The 17,741-nt window shown below is 56.3% G+C and carries 21 protein-coding genes; 2 read left to right on the top strand and 19 right to left on the bottom strand.

Annotated elements, in window-relative coordinates; genetic code table 11:
* Positions 1-64 precede the first annotated feature (64 nt).
* The 3 genes from JXO48_08795 to JXO48_08785 are packed head-to-tail and all read right to left on the bottom strand — an operon-like array spanning position 65 to position 2,974.
* Positions 65-298 carry a DUF3343 domain-containing protein gene (locus JXO48_08795; GenBank protein MBN2283972.1) on the bottom strand — a complete coding sequence of 78 codons (234 nt, stop codon included), beginning with the start codon at positions 296-298 and terminating at the stop codon, positions 65-67.
* A 2-nt stretch (positions 299-300) separates the two neighbouring features.
* Positions 301-1,494 (bottom strand): aminotransferase class V-fold PLP-dependent enzyme, encoded by a 1,194-nt coding sequence (locus JXO48_08790; protein MBN2283971.1) that lies wholly within the window; start codon positions 1,492-1,494, stop codon positions 301-303.
* A gap of 4 nt (positions 1,495-1,498) precedes the next feature.
* Positions 1,499-2,974, bottom strand: coding sequence for a CoA-binding protein (locus tag JXO48_08785; protein MBN2283970.1), 1,476 nt, complete (start codon positions 2,972-2,974; stop codon positions 1,499-1,501).
* 242 nt (positions 2,975-3,216) lie between these two features.
* Here JXO48_08785 and JXO48_08780 point away from each other — a divergent pair, with 242 nt between their 5' ends.
* On the top strand, positions 3,217-4,467 hold the full coding sequence (locus JXO48_08780) for an acyl-CoA/acyl-ACP dehydrogenase (GenBank protein MBN2283969.1): 1,251 nt from the start codon (positions 3,217-3,219) through the stop codon (positions 4,465-4,467).
* A gap of 204 nt (positions 4,468-4,671) precedes the next feature.
* Positions 4,672-5,148 (top strand): transcription elongation factor GreA, encoded by a 477-nt coding sequence (gene greA, locus JXO48_08775; protein ID MBN2283968.1) that lies wholly within the window; start codon positions 4,672-4,674, stop codon positions 5,146-5,148.
* Positions 5,149-5,201: 53 nt separating this feature from the next.
* Here greA and JXO48_08770 read toward each other — a convergent pair whose 3' ends face one another.
* From JXO48_08770 to infA, 16 genes are all read right to left on the bottom strand, one after another.
* A complete protein-coding gene (locus JXO48_08770) occupies positions 5,202-6,683 on the bottom strand; it encodes a cysteine--tRNA ligase (protein MBN2283967.1) in 1,482 nt (493 codons plus the stop codon).
* Positions 6,684-6,741: 58 nt separating this feature from the next.
* Entirely contained in the window at positions 6,742-7,779 is a 1,038-nt protein-coding gene (locus JXO48_08765; GenBank protein MBN2283966.1) for an N-acetyl-gamma-glutamyl-phosphate reductase, read from the bottom strand.
* 53 nt (positions 7,780-7,832) lie between these two features.
* On the bottom strand, positions 7,833-8,225 hold the full coding sequence (gene rpsI, locus JXO48_08760) for a 30S ribosomal protein S9 (GenBank protein MBN2283965.1): 393 nt from the start codon (positions 8,223-8,225) through the stop codon (positions 7,833-7,835).
* Between the two features lie 21 nt (positions 8,226-8,246).
* Positions 8,247-8,675: a 50S ribosomal protein L13 gene (gene rplM, locus JXO48_08755; GenBank protein ID MBN2283964.1), complete on the bottom strand. Its 429-nt coding sequence runs from the start codon at positions 8,673-8,675 to the stop codon at positions 8,247-8,249.
* A 140-nt stretch (positions 8,676-8,815) separates the two neighbouring features.
* A complete protein-coding gene (locus JXO48_08750; GenBank protein MBN2283963.1) occupies positions 8,816-9,370 on the bottom strand; it encodes a hypothetical protein in 555 nt (184 codons plus the stop codon).
* 37 nt (positions 9,371-9,407) lie between these two features.
* Positions 9,408-11,600, bottom strand: a complete 2,193-nt coding sequence (locus JXO48_08745) for an LPS-assembly protein LptD (protein ID MBN2283962.1) — start codon at positions 11,598-11,600, stop codon at positions 9,408-9,410.
* A gap of 141 nt (positions 11,601-11,741) precedes the next feature.
* Positions 11,742-13,019 (bottom strand): bifunctional folylpolyglutamate synthase/dihydrofolate synthase, encoded by a 1,278-nt coding sequence (locus JXO48_08740; protein MBN2283961.1) that lies wholly within the window; start codon positions 13,017-13,019, stop codon positions 11,742-11,744.
* Positions 13,020-13,053: 34 nt separating this feature from the next.
* Entirely contained in the window at positions 13,054-13,827 is a 774-nt protein-coding gene (locus JXO48_08735) for a 3',5'-cyclic-nucleotide phosphodiesterase (protein MBN2283960.1), read from the bottom strand.
* Between the two features lie 144 nt (positions 13,828-13,971).
* On the bottom strand, positions 13,972-14,232 hold the full coding sequence (locus JXO48_08730; GenBank protein MBN2283959.1) for a translation elongation factor-like protein: 261 nt from the start codon (positions 14,230-14,232) through the stop codon (positions 13,972-13,974).
* 153 nt (positions 14,233-14,385) lie between these two features.
* Positions 14,386-14,790 carry a 50S ribosomal protein L17 gene (gene rplQ / locus JXO48_08725; GenBank protein MBN2283958.1) on the bottom strand — a complete coding sequence of 135 codons (405 nt, stop codon included), beginning with the start codon at positions 14,788-14,790 and terminating at the stop codon, positions 14,386-14,388.
* Positions 14,791-14,879: 89 nt separating this feature from the next.
* Positions 14,880-15,878: a DNA-directed RNA polymerase subunit alpha gene (locus tag JXO48_08720; protein ID MBN2283957.1), complete on the bottom strand. Its 999-nt coding sequence runs from the start codon at positions 15,876-15,878 to the stop codon at positions 14,880-14,882.
* Positions 15,879-15,909: 31 nt separating this feature from the next.
* Positions 15,910-16,536, bottom strand: coding sequence for a 30S ribosomal protein S4 (rpsD, locus tag JXO48_08715; GenBank protein MBN2283956.1), 627 nt, complete (start codon positions 16,534-16,536; stop codon positions 15,910-15,912).
* Between the two features lie 49 nt (positions 16,537-16,585).
* Positions 16,586-16,978: a 30S ribosomal protein S11 gene (rpsK, locus tag JXO48_08710; GenBank protein MBN2283955.1), complete on the bottom strand. Its 393-nt coding sequence runs from the start codon at positions 16,976-16,978 to the stop codon at positions 16,586-16,588.
* Positions 16,979-16,990: 12 nt separating this feature from the next.
* A complete protein-coding gene (rpsM, locus tag JXO48_08705; protein ID MBN2283954.1) occupies positions 16,991-17,362 on the bottom strand; it encodes a 30S ribosomal protein S13 in 372 nt (123 codons plus the stop codon).
* An 18-nt stretch (positions 17,363-17,380) separates the two neighbouring features.
* Positions 17,381-17,494, bottom strand: a complete 114-nt coding sequence (rpmJ, locus tag JXO48_08700; protein MBN2283953.1) for a 50S ribosomal protein L36 — start codon at positions 17,492-17,494, stop codon at positions 17,381-17,383.
* 18 nt (positions 17,495-17,512) lie between these two features.
* Positions 17,513-17,731 carry a translation initiation factor IF-1 gene (gene infA / locus JXO48_08695; protein ID MBN2283952.1) on the bottom strand — a complete coding sequence of 73 codons (219 nt, stop codon included), beginning with the start codon at positions 17,729-17,731 and terminating at the stop codon, positions 17,513-17,515.
* Positions 17,732-17,741: the final 10 nt, after the last annotated feature.

Raw genomic sequence — 17,741 nt, 5'->3', positions numbered from 1 at the left:
TATGTTATTGATATTCCAATAAAAAGTTTGACAAGTGCATCTTTCCCCAACAGGGTGAACCCGGTCAGTCAGGATATTCAAACGCGGCGAACCGGTCGTACTCGATACCTCTTTCGTCAAGTAGCGTCCGGACCCTTTGCTCATCATCCTTTCGCAGAAGGACACAGGAACCGCAATCGGAACTCAGGTGACGGGGGACGGGGACCATCTTATACCAGATGTCCGATCTCTTCAGGGTATCTGAGGCCCACACTGCATAATTGGTGGAGTGAAAAAGCACGACCAGGTATTCCGACATGTTCATATCTCCCGCCGGGTGATCTCCTCCAGGGCGTCGAGGGCCGTATCGATCTCGTCCACTGTATTGAAGATACTGAACGAAAACCGAACCGTTCCGCGGGGAAAGGTCCCCAGCGTCTGGTGAGCGAGAGGGGCGCAGTGGAGGCCGGCCCGGCACATGATCCCGTAAGTGTCGGCGAGGATACCGGCGATCGATGACGGTGCATTGGGCCGGATGTTGAATGATACAACCCCGGTGTTGAGCAAGTCGGCGGGCGTGTAGGAGATAAATCCGGGAACCCGCTTCGAAGCCTCTTCAAGGAAATGAGCGACAAGGGCCTTTTTGTGTTCCCGAACCTCCTTCAGGCCGCCAGGAACGGTGTTTCGTATATGCTCGATGCCGGCCAGCATACCGCTGATGCCGGCGGCGTTCAGGGTGCCGCTCTCGAACCGGTCGGGCAGGAAGGGCGGCTGTATGGGTTTTTCCGAGTAGCTCCCCGTCCCGCCATACTTGAGCGGCACGAGCATTGACGCGTCGAACCCGTCGGAAATGACGAGCCCGCCCGTGCCGGTCGGCCCGTACAGGCCCTTGTGCCCCGAGAAGGCAAGAAGGTCGATGCCGTCATCTCCCATGTCTATGTCGACAACGCCGGCGGATTGGGCGCAATCGGCGATCAGGATGATGTTCTTTTTCCTGCATATCGCGCTGATCTCCCGGAGGGGCTGCACGGTCCCGTTCACGTTGGAGGCATGGTTGACCACCATGAGCCGTGTTTCACCGGTGATGGTCTTTTCCAGGGCGACACGGTCGATGATCCCCGCGCGCGAGCAGGGCACCATTGAAAGGGTGATCCTTCCCCGCCGCTCCAACTCCGTCAGGGGTCGGAAAGTGCTGTTATGCTCCATGCCGGTGGTAATGACATGATCGCCTTCACGGGTAATGCCCAGGATGGCGAGGTTGAGCGCCTCGGTGGCATTGGAGCAGAATATGACGTGCATGGGGTGTGACACCCCGAAGAGGGACGCGACGGCCTCCCGCGCCGAAAAGACGATCTCACCCGCCCTCACCGACAGAGGATGACCCGAACGGCCCGGGTTCCCGCCGACGCGGGTCATGTAATCGACCACCGCCTCGGTGACCGCCGGCGGCTTGGGAAAGGACGTGGCGGCATTGTCGAAATAGATACAGTTGTCTGCCGTGCGTGGTTCATTCATATGCTTATGCCGCGTCATGGTCGCCGGTGTTCCAGCGTTTCCGCCGTTCATGATATTCCACGAGGGCGTGGATCGCCCGGACGGCCCGATGGGGACCGGGGAACACGGGCACGCCCCGTTCCAGAAGCCCCCTGATGAACTCCTCTTCCAGACTGCGGAAGGTGTAACCGATCACGGGCTTTCCTTTCTCCCTGACCAGGGCGACAAAGGAATCACAGAGGCTCTCGATGAATTCCCTGCTTTTGTCTCCGGCCTCCTCCTGGGAAACACCGAGACGTACCATGGACTGCCTGATCATTTCCGAAGGCATGAGAAAATAGGCGAGAAGCACGGCGGCGTTCTTTTCTTCCAGCAACACCCGGGGGATATCGGAAAAGAAGTCATTCCAGTTCTTGCTGTAAGTAATATCAACTGGATTCCGGATACTTCCCGTATTGGGCATGTAGGGAGACAACTTTTCGATGGTCTCCAGCGACAGTTCGGGCACCTCAAGCCCCATCCTGCCGCAGGCGTCAGCCGCCGCCGCCCCCGGCCCGCCGGAATGGGTCTGGATCACCACGCCGCGGCCTTCCGGTTCGGGCAGGCGCCCCAGGACGGCACAGAAATCGAAAAGCTCCGCCACCGACTCGGCACGGATCACGCCGCTCTGACGAAACACCCCGTCATAGAGGACATCGGGTCCCGCCATGGCTCCCGTGTGGGAATATCCAGCTTTACTGCCCGTTTCCGACCCCCCGACGTAATAGGCGACGATAGGCTTGTGGGGAACGATGGAACGGGCGACCCTGATGAACTCTGCGCCGCGCCGTATGCCTTCGATATACATGGCGATCACCCGGGTATGCGGGCAGGCGCCAAGATATTCCATACAGTCGACGATATCGATATTCGCCTCGTTCCCGACGCTGAAGGCCGTGCTGAACCCGAGCCCGAAGCGGGCAAGATAATTGAATATCTGGGTCACAAAGCTTCCGCTCTGGGATGCCATTCCAATGAATCCCGGTTTTCCTTCATACTGGAGGAACGTGGTGTTGAGTTTCTGATGGGGATTGGCCACACCGATGCAGTTGGGACCGATGAAGCGGATGCCGTAACGCCCGGCGATATCGACAAGTTTTCTTTCGAGTTCCGCGCCCTCGTCGCCGGATTCCTTGAAGCCTCCTGAGATCACTATGGCGTGTTTGATGCCCTTTTGCCCGCAGGCTTCCATCGTCTCGCATATAATGCGTGCCGGCAGGGTCATCACGGCAAGGTCGGGAACGTCCGGTATATCCATGACGGTCGGGTACGCGGTAAGCCCCTGTACAACGGTCTCCGTCGGGTGAACGGGATAAATGGCGCCCGGAAAGCCGAGGGCCCGCAGCGAGGAAAGCTGGGTCGTTCCCATGGCGGCGATGTTGTTGGATGCCCCGAAGAAGGCGATGCTCCGCGGATTCACCACGCGATAGACGGGACTGTCGGCAATCGATTGCACCAGCATTCTCCTTCCATATTCGTCAACGGGACCGGCCCGCAACATTTTTTTGAGACTCTGGAGCTTGATAGCAAATGGACATGCACAATTCAAGAAAAACATGGCGGCCGTCGCCGTTGCCTCATTACAGATACGTTTGAAAACCTTGGACTTTACAATACCGGCGGAACCTGATAGGGTGACCGCGGGTCATGGAAAACAGGCTGTCGCCCAGGCAGCATCCACATTTAAAAAACGGAGGAGTACCGATGTTTGATTATATGATGACCGCGGAACAGCTCAAGATCCGGGATGAGGTCCGGGACCTCGTCGCGTGGGTACCTCGCGAAATGATCCTTGACATGGACAGGGATGCCATAAAATTCCCCCGCGAATTCCTTCAGGAAGCGGGGCGCCGGAATCTCATGGGGTGCAGGTACCCCCGGAAGTGGGGCGGCCGGGACATGGACTGGGTCACCACCTGCATGGTCATGGAAGAAGTGGGAACCCTCGGATACGAGTTCGCCTGCGTCTTCGGCGTCGGCGCGGAACTGGTCTGCGACGCCATCATCCAGCACGGAACGGACGCGCAGAAGGAAAAGTATGTGGCGCCGCTCCTGAAAGGCGATCTGTTCGCCGCCGAGTGTCTGACGGAACCCCGGGGCGGTTCGGACTTCTTCGGCGCCACGACGAAGGCCGAGGACCACGGGGATTATTTCCTGCTCAACGGCCAGAAGCGTTTTATCGTTGGCGGTGAGGGCGCGGACTTCTTTCTTGTCTACGCCCGGACCAATTTTGACCCCGGCGTAAAACCCCAGAAAGCCATTACGGCATTCATCGTCGACCGCGGTCCCGGCGTGGAAACAAAATATCTTTACGGCCTGATGGGATGCCGCGGTGGCGGTACCGCTCGCCTTGTCTTCAAGGACGCGAAGGTCCCCCGTGAGAACGTCATCGGCGAGGTTCACGGCGCCTATCCCGTCTTTAATACCATGATGATCCCGGAACGGCTCGGAACGGCGGCCATGACGATCGGCGCCGCCAGGCCGGCGCTGGAGATCGCCACGAACTACACGACGCGCCGGAAGGCTTTCGGCCAGGTGATCGCCCAGTTCGAGGGGGTCAGCTTTCAGGTGGCGGAGGCGGTCATGCTTCTTGACGCGGCCAGGGCAATGGCCTATATAACGTCCCGTGCCGTCGACGCGGGCGAGGACATGCACCTGATCCGTCGCATGGTGTCGGAGAGCAAGAAATTCATCACCGAGGCCTGCCAGAAAGTGGTGCATAACTCGATGCAGGTCGTCGGCGGTATCGGCTACACGAACATATTCCCCATCGAGCGGATATACCGGGACGTCCGGCTCGCGTCCATCTGGACGGGCACCAGTGAGGTCATGTCGATGATAACGGCCCACGAATGGTACCGGGAGTTCCTGACGAAGAAGGCGGCGGCGCAGCCGCGCAATTACGAGGCTGACGCTGAAGAAGCCTTCGCGGAAGAGGAAAAGATATACGAATAAGCCGCAGAAGGTCGTATAATCGAAGAAGTTGTAACCATTGATTCAGAGAGCCGATCAGCAGTCCGGCTCTCTGGTTTTTTTTACTTCGGCTATCCGTCATACCCGACGTGGTCCGGCATCCAGCTCAACCCTGGATTCCCGCCTCCATGGGAATGACGATCTTGTCATATATTGCAGGGATAGATATACAGGGGAGGATAACAGATGAGCCAGATCCCGATCACACGCGCCGGATACGATAAATTGAAGAAGGACCTGGAGCAATTGAAGAATGTGGCGGTTCCTGAAAATATACGGGAGATCGAGGAGGCCCGCTCCCACGGGGACATATCGGAAAACGCCGAGTACGAAGCCGCCAAGGAACGCCAGGCCTTTATTCAGGGTAAGATCCAGGAAACAGAAAACAACCTGGCAAACTGCGTTGTGATCGATCCGAAGGACATGACCGCCGACCGGGCCGCATTCGGGTCCAGCGTCACGATAGAAGATATGGAAACGGGGGATGTGACCACCTATCAGCTCGTGGGACCGCTCGAATCCGACGTCCGCCAGAAAAAGATATCCGTCACGTCACCGATTGGAAAGGCGCTTATCGGAAAGAAAGTGGGCGATGCGGTGACGGTCAAAACCCCCGGGGGGGTCAGAGACCTGGAAGTGATCGACATCACGGTGGAATTTTAAGAAATGGCGTCACGGGGAATGCCGGGTCCCGTCTCCGGGGTCCGGCATATCCCTTACTGGATATTCCAGGTCGTCTCGGTAGGCGTATCTTTCAGTATGATGCCCTGTTCCGAAAGGGTAGCGCGGATCTCATCCGCCTTCTGCCAGTCCCTGGCTGCCCGCGCTTCCACCCGTTCCCGGATCAGAGACTCTATCTTCTCTCTGTCAAGGCCGCGTTTGAGCAGTTCCCGTGTCCGGTCCTTTTCGAAGTATTCGTCGGGGTCCTCGAGTAACAATCCCAGGACCTTCCCCAGCTCGTGCATGGTGGAGCGTGTTTTGTCGAGAACGAAGAGCGACGCCGGGGTCGGGCGAAATTTCTTTTCGTCCAGGTATCCGTTGATCAGTCGAATGACATCGAACATATAGCCGATGGCGCGCGCCGTGTTGAAATCATCATCCATGGCCTCCACAAACCGGCCGTCGAGCGCCTCGACCTTTGCGTACACCTCACGTTCCGCGCCTTCAAGGTCCTTTTCGGTTATGGCGGAAAAATCCATCTCACCGCCGAGGAGCTGCTTCACCCGCAGCAGTGTTTCATAGAACCGGTTCATACCGGCCCGGGCCTCGGCGAGCGATTCGTCGGAAAAATCGATATAGCTCCGGTAATGGCTTTGCAGAACAAAGAGCCGCAGCGTTTCGGGATGATAGAGTTTCAGGATATCCTTGATGGTGAAAAAATTACCCAGGGATTTTGACATCTTTTCATTGTTCACGCGGATGAACCCGTTATGGATCCAATAGCGGGCGAAGGGCTTCCCCGAGGCCCCCTCCGATTGCGCGATCTCGTTCTCATGGTGGGGGAATATGAGGTCCTCGCCGCCGCCGTGAATATCGAAGGTCTCTCCCAGGTACCGCTGGCTCATGACGGAACATTCGATGTGCCAGCCCGGCCTTCCGCGCCCCCAGGGGCTGTCCCACCAGGGCTCACCTTCCTTACTTGACTTCCAGAGGACAAAATCGAGGGGGTTTTTCTTCTTCTCATCCACGCCGACCCGGGCACCGGCCATCATGTCATCCAGATTGCGGCGGGACAGTTTTCCGTAACCCTTGAACGCATCGACGGAAAAGTACACGTCGCCGTTCACGACGTAGGCCAGGTCTTTTTCCAGGAGTTGCTCCACCAGGCGGATCATGCCCTTGATGTTTTCCGTGGCCTTCGGCGCGACCGTCGGGCGCGCCACGCTGAGCATATCCATGTCCTCGTTGTGCTCCCGGATATACCGTTCCGCGATCTCATGAATATCAACGCCCTCTTCATTGGACCGGGCTATGATCTTGTCGTCCACATCGGTGAAATTCTTCACGAAGGTCACCGCGTACCCCCGGGACTTGAGATACTTGTAAATGATGTCAAAGACGATCGCTGACCGGGCATGACCGATGTGACAAATATCATAGGCCGTAATGCCGCACACATAGAGGCCCGCCTTTCCCTCCTCCAGGGGTCGGAAGTCTTCTTTTTTTCTCGTCAGGGTGTTGTAAAACCGCAAACCCATGGTTGAACTCCTTGCTCACTCCACCGGCAGCCCCCGCGTACCGGCTGTGCCTGTTTTCTTATGGATACAGGGAAACCACGTCCAGACCCGCGGTTTCGGGAAACCCGCACATGATATTCATGTTCTGTATGGCCTGTCCGGCGGCGCCCTTGACAAGATTGTCGATGGCCGCCACCACGATGAGCAATCGGGACCCGCCGGGCCGGACAAACCCGATATCGCAGAAGTTGGAACCCCTGACGGACGATATGTCGGGCGTCCGGCCGGGACGGTAAAGCCGCACAAAGGGCTCTTTGTGATAGAACTTATCGAAGACGGTGAATATCTCGTCCATTGAGAGTTCCTCTGAAAGCTCCACATACATGGTGCTCAGGATACCCCGGTTCACCGGTAGGAGATGGGGAACGAAAGTGACCGACAGGGCGGAACCGGCCAGGAGGCTCAGCTCCTGATCGATCTCGGGCGTGTGGCGGTGCGAGCCGATCTTGTACGCCCTAAACCCTTCATTCACCTCGCAGAAGAGCGACCCGATCTGAAGGTTCCGCCCGGCTCCGCTGACACCCGATTTTGAGTCCACAATGATAGGGGATGTTTGTATGTGGCCTCCCTTCAGAAGCGGGGCCAGACCGAGAATCGCGCCCGTGGGATAACAGCCGGGATTCGCCACCAGGGCGGTTTTCCTGATCTCGTCCCGATACAGCTCGGGAAGTCCGTACACGGCCTTTTCTACCAGCGCGGGGGCCGTGTGAACCTTGTACCACGATTCGTAAAGGGCTATATCCCGCAGGCGGAAATCGGCGCTGAGGTCGATGATCTTCAACCCACGGTCGTAAAAGACTAGCGCCGCTTCCATGGCCTCGCCGTGGGGGACCGCGAGAAACACGACATCGCATTCCTCTGCCACCTGCTCCGGCGACGCGTCGATGAACACCAGGTCGGTCAACCCCGCGAAGAGGGGGTAGACATCAGCGACAGGTGTCCCCTTGTACGCTCTCGATGTGAGCGCCACCACCTCAGCCTGGGGATGCCGGACAAGAAAGCGAAGCAGTTCCTGCCCCGTATACCCGCTTGCTCCGTAAATTCCTACCTTCACCATAGCTCATCTCCGGACACAAAAAAGGGGGCCGAAGCCCCCGTTGCATGTTCTTTTTATCTCTTTGAATACTGGAACCGCTTTCGCGCCCCGGGCTGACCGTACTTCTTGCGCTCCTTCACCCGCGAGTCTCTCGTGAGAAAGCCCGCCTTTTTCAGGACCGACCTGAGATTTTCATCATATTCAACGAGAACTTTCGAAATGCCGTGCTTGATGGCGCCGGCCTGCCCCGATATGCCTCCGCCGCGCACGTTGATGTCGAAATCGAACTTGTCCTTCTGCTCCGCCACGGCCAGGGGCTGCATGATCAACCGTTTCAGGCTGTCGCGCGTGAAGTACTCATCAAACTTCCGCTTGTTGACGGTGAAATTACCGCTCCCCTCCTTCATCCAGACCCGGGCGATCGAGGTTTTTCTTTTTCCCGTTGCATAGTATTTCTTATCTGCCATACGATACTACTCCTGAGCGAACTATAGTTCCAACGCCTGCGGTGCCTGAGCCTCGTGGGGGTGCTCACTGCCGCTGTAGATTTTCAGCTTCTTGATCATCTGCCGCCCCAGACGGTTCTTGGGAAGCATCCCCTTCACGGCGAACCGCAGCAGGTTTTCAGGTTTTGTCTCAAGCAGCTTCTCGGCCGATGTTTCTTTTAACCCGCCGGGGTACCCGCTGTAACGATAGTACTTCTTGTCGAGCAGCTTGTTCCCGGTAAGGGCGATCTTCTCGGCATTGATCACGACGATGAAATCACCCGTGTCGACATGCGGCGTATAGATCGGTTTGTTTTTCCCCCTCAGCCGCGAGGCGATCTCAGCCGCCAGCCTTCCGAGGATCTTCCCATCGGCATCGATCAGATACCAGTTTTGTGATACATCTTCTTTCTTCGCACTGAATGTCTTCATAGCACACCATATATATTCATGAATAACGAAAACGGTACGCTATGCAATAACGGCGTTTTTGTCAAGGAAAAAACTCAGATTTCATCGTTCCTATGCAAAGAATATGGGGCCGGCCGCGTTCCCGCTCCCGTCGATCGATCTCACCGTTGTTCCTGTGGTATTTTTCCAAGACGGGTGAAAAACCTGTCGCGCACCTGTTCTATATGCACCGCCTCCCGGTAGTCCAGTATCGCCGTGTCCTGATGCTTGAACCGGTCCGGCAGCACCTGCAGGGCGTAGGAATTGACCTGCCGTTCCCAGAACCACTGGGCACAGCAGAACTGGATATTTTCGGGATCGATGGCCGTGAGCCCCCGCAACGCCCTGAGCAACGCTTTGCCCGGGATACTGTTCTCGACGCAAAGCGCGATATAGGCGATCCGGTATGTTACCTTCTCGATGGTATCCGACACTGGCAGCGGTTCAAGAGTACGGGGTTCACTGCGGCCTGAACAGAGGAAATGTCCATAACAGCTCTGGAGTGTGAAACAATGGGGCAGTGTATTGAATGCCGCGACAAGCCCGATGATGGGAGCATCGATTATATCATCACTCAAAACGGCCAGGGTCTTTCGCCGCTGTTCCTGGTAATCCGGATTCTCAACCAGTTCTTTCAGTGCTGTGAAGGTCTCCATGGCATTGTCACGATAAAGCATTTTGTGTATCAGCCCGAATTATTTTACTCCTGTCTTGCTACCACTCCTCGGGAACGCTCCCCGACACTTTCCCCACCTTGCCGAGGCCCAGCAGGGTGAAGATGACCATGAAACCCCGGTCATCCGATGAATCGGTATAACTGAAGTTCACGCTCCAGCACTGCTTGTGATAGTCGATGCCGTAAGCCGTTTCGATGTACCGGTGATCGAGAAGGTTTTTCTTCAGAATATAGGAAAGAGTGAGGTTCTCCGTCACGACACCCGCCAGGGAAAGGTTGACCTCTTCGACGGAATTCTGCGTGTACCGGTACTCGATACCGGCGCTGTCGCCCCGGGGGTCCGTCGTGTCGAGACTCGCGTTGAGCCGCTTCCATTCGCCGCTCTCCGTGTCAAACCGGGCGTCGGAACTGAAGGAGAGGTACTGGAAGGGGTTGACGTCGAGTTCCATGTCAAAGGTTCCGAACGGCCGCCGGTCGTCATCGGGCGATTCCAGCGTGCGCCGGGCTTCCCGGATGTCGTAGGTCTGGCTCAGTTTCAGCCGCATGACCTCGCGGTAGCTGATGTTCCCCTTTTCATCCTTGAGTCTCGCCGTTATAAAGTTCGTCACCGAATAGGTCAGCGCGTTTGTTTCGTCGATCACAGGCACGAAGTCGGGCATGTCGTCCTGGTTTTTGTAAGGGATATACCGATAGGCCACCTCCGGTTTTATCAAGTGCCTCAGTTTATCAAGATGACCGCCACCGATGGTGAAGATGCGCTGAACCTCCGTTGAGAGTGTTCCTCCCGCTTCGTAGAGTGTGCGGCTCGCGTGGGTACTCTGTTCGGGTGTGAGCGTATCCTGGCTGTCCCAGGCGGTGAAGCGCACCGCCATCTCCGGCGTGAACTCGAGGTAGTGGCGGAAGCGAAGCGGCAGGGACACCGTGGGATATTCATCGAAAAAATGGCCGCGGTAGCCGGTCCTGCGGTAGTAGTTATCGTACTGGGTCTCGCTTTCGACCGTGAAGGGCGTGCCGAAGAGGGGCTGCTGTATGAGGGAAAAGGTCACCTCGGGATATTTCTGCAGGGTGTTTTCGTTGGAGATACGCTGCAGGTCGTCGGTGTATTGCACGAGGGCGGTGGCGTTATAGAGAGGCCCATCCTTTACGAGCCGCGCCGTTGAATCGAGGGAGGCCAGCGACCGGTCACCGAGAAAGGACACGCCGTCGAAGGGACCGCCGCTGTTCCCGCCGTAATGGGCGCTGTAGTAATTATAGGAATCGAAATCCCTGAAATACCAGATGTCGGATATCTTCCTGAGGTCGGCCCGGAAAGATATGCCGTGATCGAAGCGGGATTCATGATTGACGTACCAGGACCAGCGCTTGTGGTTCCCCTCCCAGTCCCGCTCCAGGTCATCCTCTTCCCCGGAGACGTCCATGGAGTCATTCAGGTAATCGCCGTAGACTGTTCCCGCCGAATCTTCCGACAGGCAGTACCGGAACTCCGTCCCGAACTGCATCCCCCGTTTATCCATGTACCGCTCGTAGAAGGTTGCATCGGCGCTGTCCGACAGGACCCAGTAGAAGGGTACCTCCACGTCCCAGCCGAGCTTGTCCTGCGAATAGGCGAACCGGGGAAAGAGGAAACCGGTCTGCCGCTTGGTTTTCGCGGGAAACAGGAGATAGGGCACGTACAGCAGGGGGACGTTCCGGACCTGGAATGTCCCGTCCCGGATGGTTCCGTACCCGTCGATGGTGACATCCACTTCTTTGCCGGTAAAGCGCCAGTCCGGCTCCGGTCCGTCGCAGGTCGTGGCCCGGGCGTCCCTGAGCGAATACGACGCATCCCCCGTTTTCCGGATCTCTTCCGCCGTGAGATAGAAGTTGTTCTGCTCGATAAAGAGCGTTCCCCGGTCGAGGGACCCCTGCCGGCTTTCGATATTGAAATCCAGCCGTTCGCCCTCCATGGTATCGAGGCCGCTTCTGAGAAAGACATGTCCCCGCGCCTCGACATCCCCGGTCTCTCTGTTCATGAGGACCCGGTCGCCCCGGAGCAGTCCGTCTTCAAAGGTGATGAGGACCCGTCCCTCGGCAAGGTAGGTCTGTGTTCTCTCATCATACTCCAGCCGGTCCGCCTCGATCGTTACCGGCCCCGCCGGGACGCTTCGTTCCGCCGCGAACAGGGAGGGAACCTGAAAGAGGAGGATCAGGAGAACAGCAAGTATGAGAAGGGGTTTCCCGGCGTTTGTCACAGCGCGTTCCTTCGGGCAATGGGGATTTCCCGTTGCATAGCATAAATTCAGGTTTTCAAAAATCACAAAAAGGTGATGGGGCTGCACTTTCGGCAGACAGCGGACGGCCATGGCCGCGACATCCATGGAATGCGGCCGGTTTTACCGTTGTGATGCGTGCTCCGAGGAAAGGATCTCCTTCATGCGCCCCACGAGATAGAGCGAACCAGTCACCAGGATGAGATCACCGGGACCGGCCAGGGCACGGGCGCGTGCCAGCGCCTGTATCGGATCACTGATGGACTCCACCCGGTTCGCGAAACGACGGGCGACCGGCTCTATCCGCTCCGGGGGCAGTGCCCGTTCCTGGGAGATGGAGGTCACTATCACACGATCGGCCAGGGGCGCCAGTATCTTGAGGATGGCCCGGTAATTCTTGTCACGAAGCACGCTGAAGATAAGGACAAGTTTTTCATAGGTCAATTCCTCTCTCAGGGCCCCGGCAAGCACCGCCGCGGCGGCGGGATTATGGGCGCCGTCCAGGAGAATGGGGGGAACGGATCTCACCATGTCGAACCGGCCTTCCCAGTGTACCCGCATGCGTCCTCCGGCGATTGCATCAAGGGGAACACCAATGCCCCCGGCTGCAAGTATTTCAAGAGCGGCCAGGGCAAGGCCAGTATTCCCCCGCTGGTGACCGCCGGGCAGTGGAAGCGGCAGAGAAGGGATGTTCATTGAAATTCCATAGTAGGAAATATGGCCGTTTTTCCGCCGCCTGACCTTAATATCCCTGCCCATGCGATAGAGGCGCGCCCTTCTTTCGTGACAGATAGCCTCGATGACCGCCAGGACCGCCGGCTGACGGGCGGCTGTTATGCATACACCACCGTCCTTGATGATGCCTCCCTTTTCACCGGCGATGTCGGCAAGGGTCCTCCCCAGGTAATCACAGTGTTCACGGGAGATATTGGTTATGATGGAGCATGCCGGCCGGGCCAGGTTGGTCGCGTCGAGCCTCCCCCCCATGCCCGCCTCGAGAACCGCGATATCGACCGACGACCGGGCGAAATGCATGAAGGCCATTGCCGTGGCACATTCGAAGTAGGTCAGTTCATCGCCGCCCTTTTGGCGGACCTCGGCGAGGACCCACCGGAGGTCGCAGGGGGAGATCATTTCCCCGTTTACCTGAATTCGTTCTCTGAAATCAACAAGATGGGGGGATGTATAGAGACCGACCGTATACCCACCCGCCTGCAGAAAGGCGGCCAGGATGGCGGCAACGGAACCCTTGCCGTTGGTGCCGGCAATCAAGACCGTCGGATAGTGCAGGTGTGGATTACCGCACTTCCGGAGCACTTCTGCGAGCGGTTCGAGCCCGAGCCTGATACCCTTACTCTGCAATTGTGAGAGGAATGTATAGGGGTCTGATGGATTTCTCATGGACGGCATCAATCAATCATCACGCCGGCTCACTTCATACCTGAAGAATGTCGCCGTCACTGATGATCCTGAGATTCTTCCGCTGGATCCTGCCGATCTCCTCGGTGATGGCCTCCCGGTACTGAGGCTTGATATGGTAGATGAATATAGGGATGTCATCGACATCAAGCTTGCTAAGTTCCTGTTTGAGGTGCTCGGGGGTCAGATGACCCGCGGCAAGCGCCATCGCGCTCATGCTGTTGGGAAAGGATACTTCCACGAACAGCGCTTTCAGAGAGGTGCCAATCCTGTTCGCCTCCTTCCAGACGTCTTCCGTCGGTCCCGTGTCGCTGATGAAAAGGACCATTGAGCCGTCCTTTTCCAGGATATAGGAAACGGCGTTGACCGCGTGGGAAACGCTGACGGCCGTGCCCCTGAGATCGTTCAGTACAAAGGGAACCCCCGGCGTTATGGCTTTGAACGTGATGACCGGCTTCTCCGGCGAGGGGATAACGGAAAAATCCGGCCAGATGACATCATTGAAGAGATGGGTACGAAGGTCATTGAGGATGTCTTCGGTTGAAATAACGCAGACCGGCTTGGTCCTGGAATTGGCGATACTGAGATTGTCGGCCAGGAACAACAGGTCCTGCACATGATCAAGATGTCCGTGCGTTATCAATACGTTGTTTATCGCAAGCTGCTCTTCCAGGGAAAGGACCTTCGTTACCGTACCCGCGTCAACCAGCATGGTATCATCCACCAGAAAGCCCGTTGTATTGAAACCGGGCATCTGCGCACCGTAACACCCGAGAACCCTTATTTTCATTACGTGACCCCCGCCCATCGCCGGGCACCCCGCAATTCCCCGGCGACTTTTCCACTCCCCCTGCGTCACTGAGTAAAAAAAGGCCACGGAACGAAGTCTCTCATCCCGTGGCAATAACTACCCTAAGAAAAACATGAAAGGTTCTTATTCAGGGGTTACCCTGAAAACTTCATCCCCGGGACGAACTCGATCGGCTACCTTGATTCCGATATAATCTCCAACGACGGCCTTCTCAATTTTTTCGTTATTGATTTCCATGGATTTGATGGCATCTTCGAAATCCGTCGTGTGTCCTACGAATCGCACCGTATCACCGACCAGCAGTTCACCACCCGTAATTTTTACGGCTGCGACACTTGGTTTCGCGAAAAATTTTACCACCTCACCGATTTTTTCTTCTGCCATGGTTGATTCCTCCTGAGACTTCTCGTTGGAAAAGACGTCATCCCGCCGTAACGTGTTCTTTCTTATATATCTTTCACGACGAAAAAAGCAAGAATAAAAAAGGCAAGGAGCCATCGCTCCTTGCCTTTCATTGATCCCGTGAACCCGGTGGTCCTATTTTGACTTGGCCGCCTTCGGTTTTGCCTTTTCCTTCTTTTTCTTTTCATCCACGACGAGTTCGATGATGGACATGGGCGCGTTGTCGCCGACCCGGTAGCCCGCCTTGATGATCCGGGTATATCCGCCGGGCCGCTCGTTATAACGGCTCGCCAGTTCATCGAAAACCCGCTCCGTCACGGAACGGTCCCGGATGAACGCGAGGGCCTGCCTGCGGGCATGCAACGTCCCCCGCTTGCCCAGAGTGATCATCTTCTCGGCAACACTCCTCAATTCCTTCGCTTTCGCGTCGGTGGTAACTATCTTGTCGTGTCTCAGGAGGGATGTCACCATATTACGCAGCATGGCCTTTCTATGGCTCGATGTCCTTCCCAGCTTTCTCCCGGCCTTCCTGTGACGCATCGTGTATTATTCCTTTCAAAACGAATATCGGCGACTTCGGGAAAACCCGCATACCGCGGATTTTCACGAAACCTTCATGCCTGTAAATGTCACTCTTCCTTGCTCTCCACACTCGCGGGAGGCGTGAAATCTATCTTTATTCCAAGTCCCAGACCCATTTCCTGGAGGATTTCCTTTATCTCATTGAGTGACTTCCGCCCGAAATTCTTTGTCTTCAGCATCTCGGCTTCCGTTTTCTGAACAAGCTCTCCGATGTACTGGATACCGGCATTCTTCAGACAGTTGGCGGACCTGACGGAGAGCTCCAGTTCCTCAACGCTCTTGTAGAGATTTTCGTTGATATGATCGCTCTCCTCCACGGATTCGGACACTTCCTCTTCTTCTTCCTCTTCAAAATTGATGAACACGTCAAGCTGCTCTTTGAGGATCTTTGCCGAAAAGGCAACGGCATCCTCGGGCTGGACGCTCCCATCGGTCCATACTTCAAGGATCAGGCGGTCAAAGTCGGTGATCTGGCCGACCCTGGCGTTCGTGACCGTATAGCTCACCTTCTTTATCGGCGAAAACACGGCATCGATGTTTATCGTCCCTTCCGGCTGGTCCTCGTCACGCTCGCGCCTGGCCGGAACATACCCCTTGCCGATCTCCACCGTCATCTCCGCCTTCAGCCCTCCCTCTCCCGAGAGAGTGGCGATATAGTGCTCGGGGTTCAGTATTTCCACCGTGGCATCGGTTATGATATCAGCCGCCGTCACGGCACCTTCCCGTTTCACATCAAGACGGACCGTCCTCGGTCCCTGCTGGTTGAGCTTGAGCCGTATCCCTTTCAGATTCAGAATGATATCGGTAACATCTTCCTTGACACCGGGAATCGTGGAAAACTCGTGCAGCACACCCTCGAATTTGACGGATGTGATCGCCGCGCCGTAGATCGAAGAAAGGAGCACCCGTCGCAGTGCGTTCCCGAGGGTTATGCCGAATCCCTTTTCCAGAGGCTGACAGTCAAATTCCCCATAGGAACGGCTATGGGTTTTGTCGTCAACTTCTATCCGCTTCGGCTTTATAAGACTGCGCCAATTTTTCTCCATGTTTACGATTCCTATCGATTTTGTTGTGTTGTTATTTTGAGTAAAACTCTACCACGAGCTGCTCCTGAATGGGCATCGTCAGTTCTTCCCTCGTCGGCAGAGCCTTTACCGTACCGGTAAATGCATCCTTGTTCAGTTCAAGCCATTCCGGAACACCGCGCCGGGCGACGGTATCCATCGCTTCGATGATGCATCCCATGGTCCGGCTTTTTTCCTTGACCTGGATCGTATCCCCCACGTTCACGATATAGGACGGAATATTGACCTTCCTGCCGTTCACGAGAAAGTGGCTGTGGCGGACCAGTTGCCGCGCCTCGTTCCTCGAACTGGCAAATCCCATCCGATAGACCATGTTGTCAAGCCGCCGCTCAAGGAGCAGCAGGAGGTTCGAGCCGGTCACGCCCTTCTGCCGGTCAGCCCTGACAAAATATCCGGCGAATTGCTTTTCCAGCAGGCCGTACATTCTTCTCAGCTTCTGCTTCTCGCGCAACTGAACACCGTAGTCGGATTTCTTTCGACGCATCTGGCCGTGCTCGCCGGGCGCGTATCCTCTTCTCTCGAACGCGCATTTATCGCTGTAGCAGCGGTCACCCTTGAGAAAGAGCTTCACGCCCTCACTCCGGCAAAGCCTGCATAATGAATCTGTATATCGTGCCAACGTAATCCTCCGTTCCCGGCATCATATGACCGGGCGTTATCGCATTGTGTTACACTCTTCTCCGCTTCGGCGGGCGGCACCCGTTATGGGGAATCGGGGTGACGTCCCTGATCAGCGTGACATTCAACCCGGCCGCCTGGATCGCCCGCAGGGCGGACTCGCGCCCCGCGCCGGGTCCTTTCACAAAAACCTGCACGGACCGCAGACCGTGGACCCGCGCCTTTTTCACCGCCTCCGTCGCGGTCAACTGCGCCGCAAAGGGAGTGCTCTTGCGTGACCCCTTGAATCCCTGCTCCCCGGCGGAAGACCAGGCGATCACGTTACCGCTCATATCCGTTATCGTCACGATCGTATTGTTGAAGGTGGATTGAATATGGGCAATCCCCTCGGCAATATTCTTCTTCTCTTTTTTCTTGACGCCTCTTCGATTCGGTCGAGCCATTTTGCCTCCAGCTTACTTCTTTCGTTTACCGCCGATCGCCCGCCGCGGACCTTTCCGGGTCCGGGCATTCGTGCATGTTCTCTGTCCCCTCACGGGCAAACCTTTCCTGTGCCTCAATCCGCGGTACGTCCCGATGTCCATGAGCCGCTTGATGGACATGGCGATCTCCCGCCTCAGGTCACCCTCAACCTTGTGTTCCTTGTCAATGATATTTCTGATGGCGGTTATCTGGTCGTCGGCAAGGTCATCGGTCCTGGTATTCAGATCAACCCCGGCCTGCTCGAGGATCTGGCGGGCCTTTGAGGGACCGATACCGTAAATGTAGGTAAGAGCGATATCCATCCGTTTGTTCTTTGGTAAATCAACACCTGCAATCCGTGCCACCGTGATACCTCCCTTTTCTTATCCCTGCCGCTGCTTATGCTTCGGGTTCTCGCAGATGACCCTCAGTACACCGCGTCGTTTGACGATCTTGCACTTATCACATATTTTTTTTACTGATGCCCGTACTTTCACGATATTACTCCCTTTATGCTATTTCGACCGATAGGTGATCCGTCCCCGGGTCAGATCATAGGGTGACAGTTCGACCGTCACTTTATCTCCCGGCAGTATCTTTATAAAATGCATCCTCATTTTACCGGATATATGCGCGAGCACACGGTGACCGTTTTCAAGTTCGACTCGAAACATCGCGTTGGGAAGGGGCTCGATCACCGTTCCTTCCACAACTATTGATTCCTCTTTCGCCATAATCTCCGCT

It is taken from the genome of Deltaproteobacteria bacterium (assembly GCA_016933965.1).
Taxonomy (GTDB): domain Bacteria; phylum Desulfobacterota; class Syntrophia; order Syntrophales; family UBA2210; genus JAFGTS01.
This window is presented reverse-complemented; position numbering and strand designations above follow the sequence as displayed.

Bases quoted from the DNA above. Each gene is read 5' to 3' on its own strand.
- infA (MBN2283952.1), bottom strand. From the start codon at position 17,731: ATGGCGAAAGAGGAATCAATAGTTGTGGAAGGAACGGTGATCGAGCCC.
- JXO48_08740 (MBN2283961.1), bottom strand. From the start codon at position 13,019: ATGAGAAATCCATCAGACCCCTATACATTCCTCTCACAATTGCAGAGT.
- JXO48_08770 (MBN2283967.1), bottom strand. From the start codon at position 6,683: ATGGGTTTGCGGTTTTACAACACCCTGACGAGAAAAAAAGAAGACTTC.
- rplM (MBN2283964.1), bottom strand. From the start codon at position 8,675: ATGAAGACATTCAGTGCGAAGAAAGAAGATGTATCACAAAACTGGTAT.
- JXO48_08730 (MBN2283959.1), bottom strand. From the start codon at position 14,232: ATGGCAGAAGAAAAAATCGGTGAGGTGGTAAAATTTTTCGCGAAACCA.
- JXO48_08795 (MBN2283972.1), bottom strand. From the start codon at position 298: ATGTCGGAATACCTGGTCGTGCTTTTTCACTCCACCAATTATGCAGTG.
- JXO48_08785 (MBN2283970.1), bottom strand. From the start codon at position 2,974: ATGCTGGTGCAATCGATTGCCGACAGTCCCGTCTATCGCGTGGTGAAT.
- JXO48_08735 (MBN2283960.1), bottom strand. From the start codon at position 13,827: ATGAAAATAAGGGTTCTCGGGTGTTACGGTGCGCAGATGCCCGGTTTC.
- JXO48_08765 (MBN2283966.1), bottom strand. From the start codon at position 7,779: ATGGTGAAGGTAGGAATTTACGGAGCAAGCGGGTATACGGGGCAGGAA.
- rpsK (MBN2283955.1), bottom strand. From the start codon at position 16,978: ATGGCTCGACCGAATCGAAGAGGCGTCAAGAAAAAAGAGAAGAAGAAT.
- JXO48_08720 (MBN2283957.1), bottom strand. From the start codon at position 15,878: ATGGAGAAAAATTGGCGCAGTCTTATAAAGCCGAAGCGGATAGAAGTT.
- rpsI (MBN2283965.1), bottom strand. From the start codon at position 8,225: ATGGCAGATAAGAAATACTATGCAACGGGAAAAAGAAAAACCTCGATC.
- greA (MBN2283968.1), top strand. From the start codon at position 4,672: ATGAGCCAGATCCCGATCACACGCGCCGGATACGATAAATTGAAGAAG.
- JXO48_08790 (MBN2283971.1), bottom strand. From the start codon at position 1,494: ATGAATGAACCACGCACGGCAGACAACTGTATCTATTTCGACAATGCC.
- JXO48_08780 (MBN2283969.1), top strand. From the start codon at position 3,217: ATGTTTGATTATATGATGACCGCGGAACAGCTCAAGATCCGGGATGAG.
- rplQ (MBN2283958.1), bottom strand. From the start codon at position 14,790: ATGCGTCACAGGAAGGCCGGGAGAAAGCTGGGAAGGACATCGAGCCAT.
- JXO48_08750 (MBN2283963.1), bottom strand. From the start codon at position 9,370: ATGCTTTATCGTGACAATGCCATGGAGACCTTCACAGCACTGAAAGAA.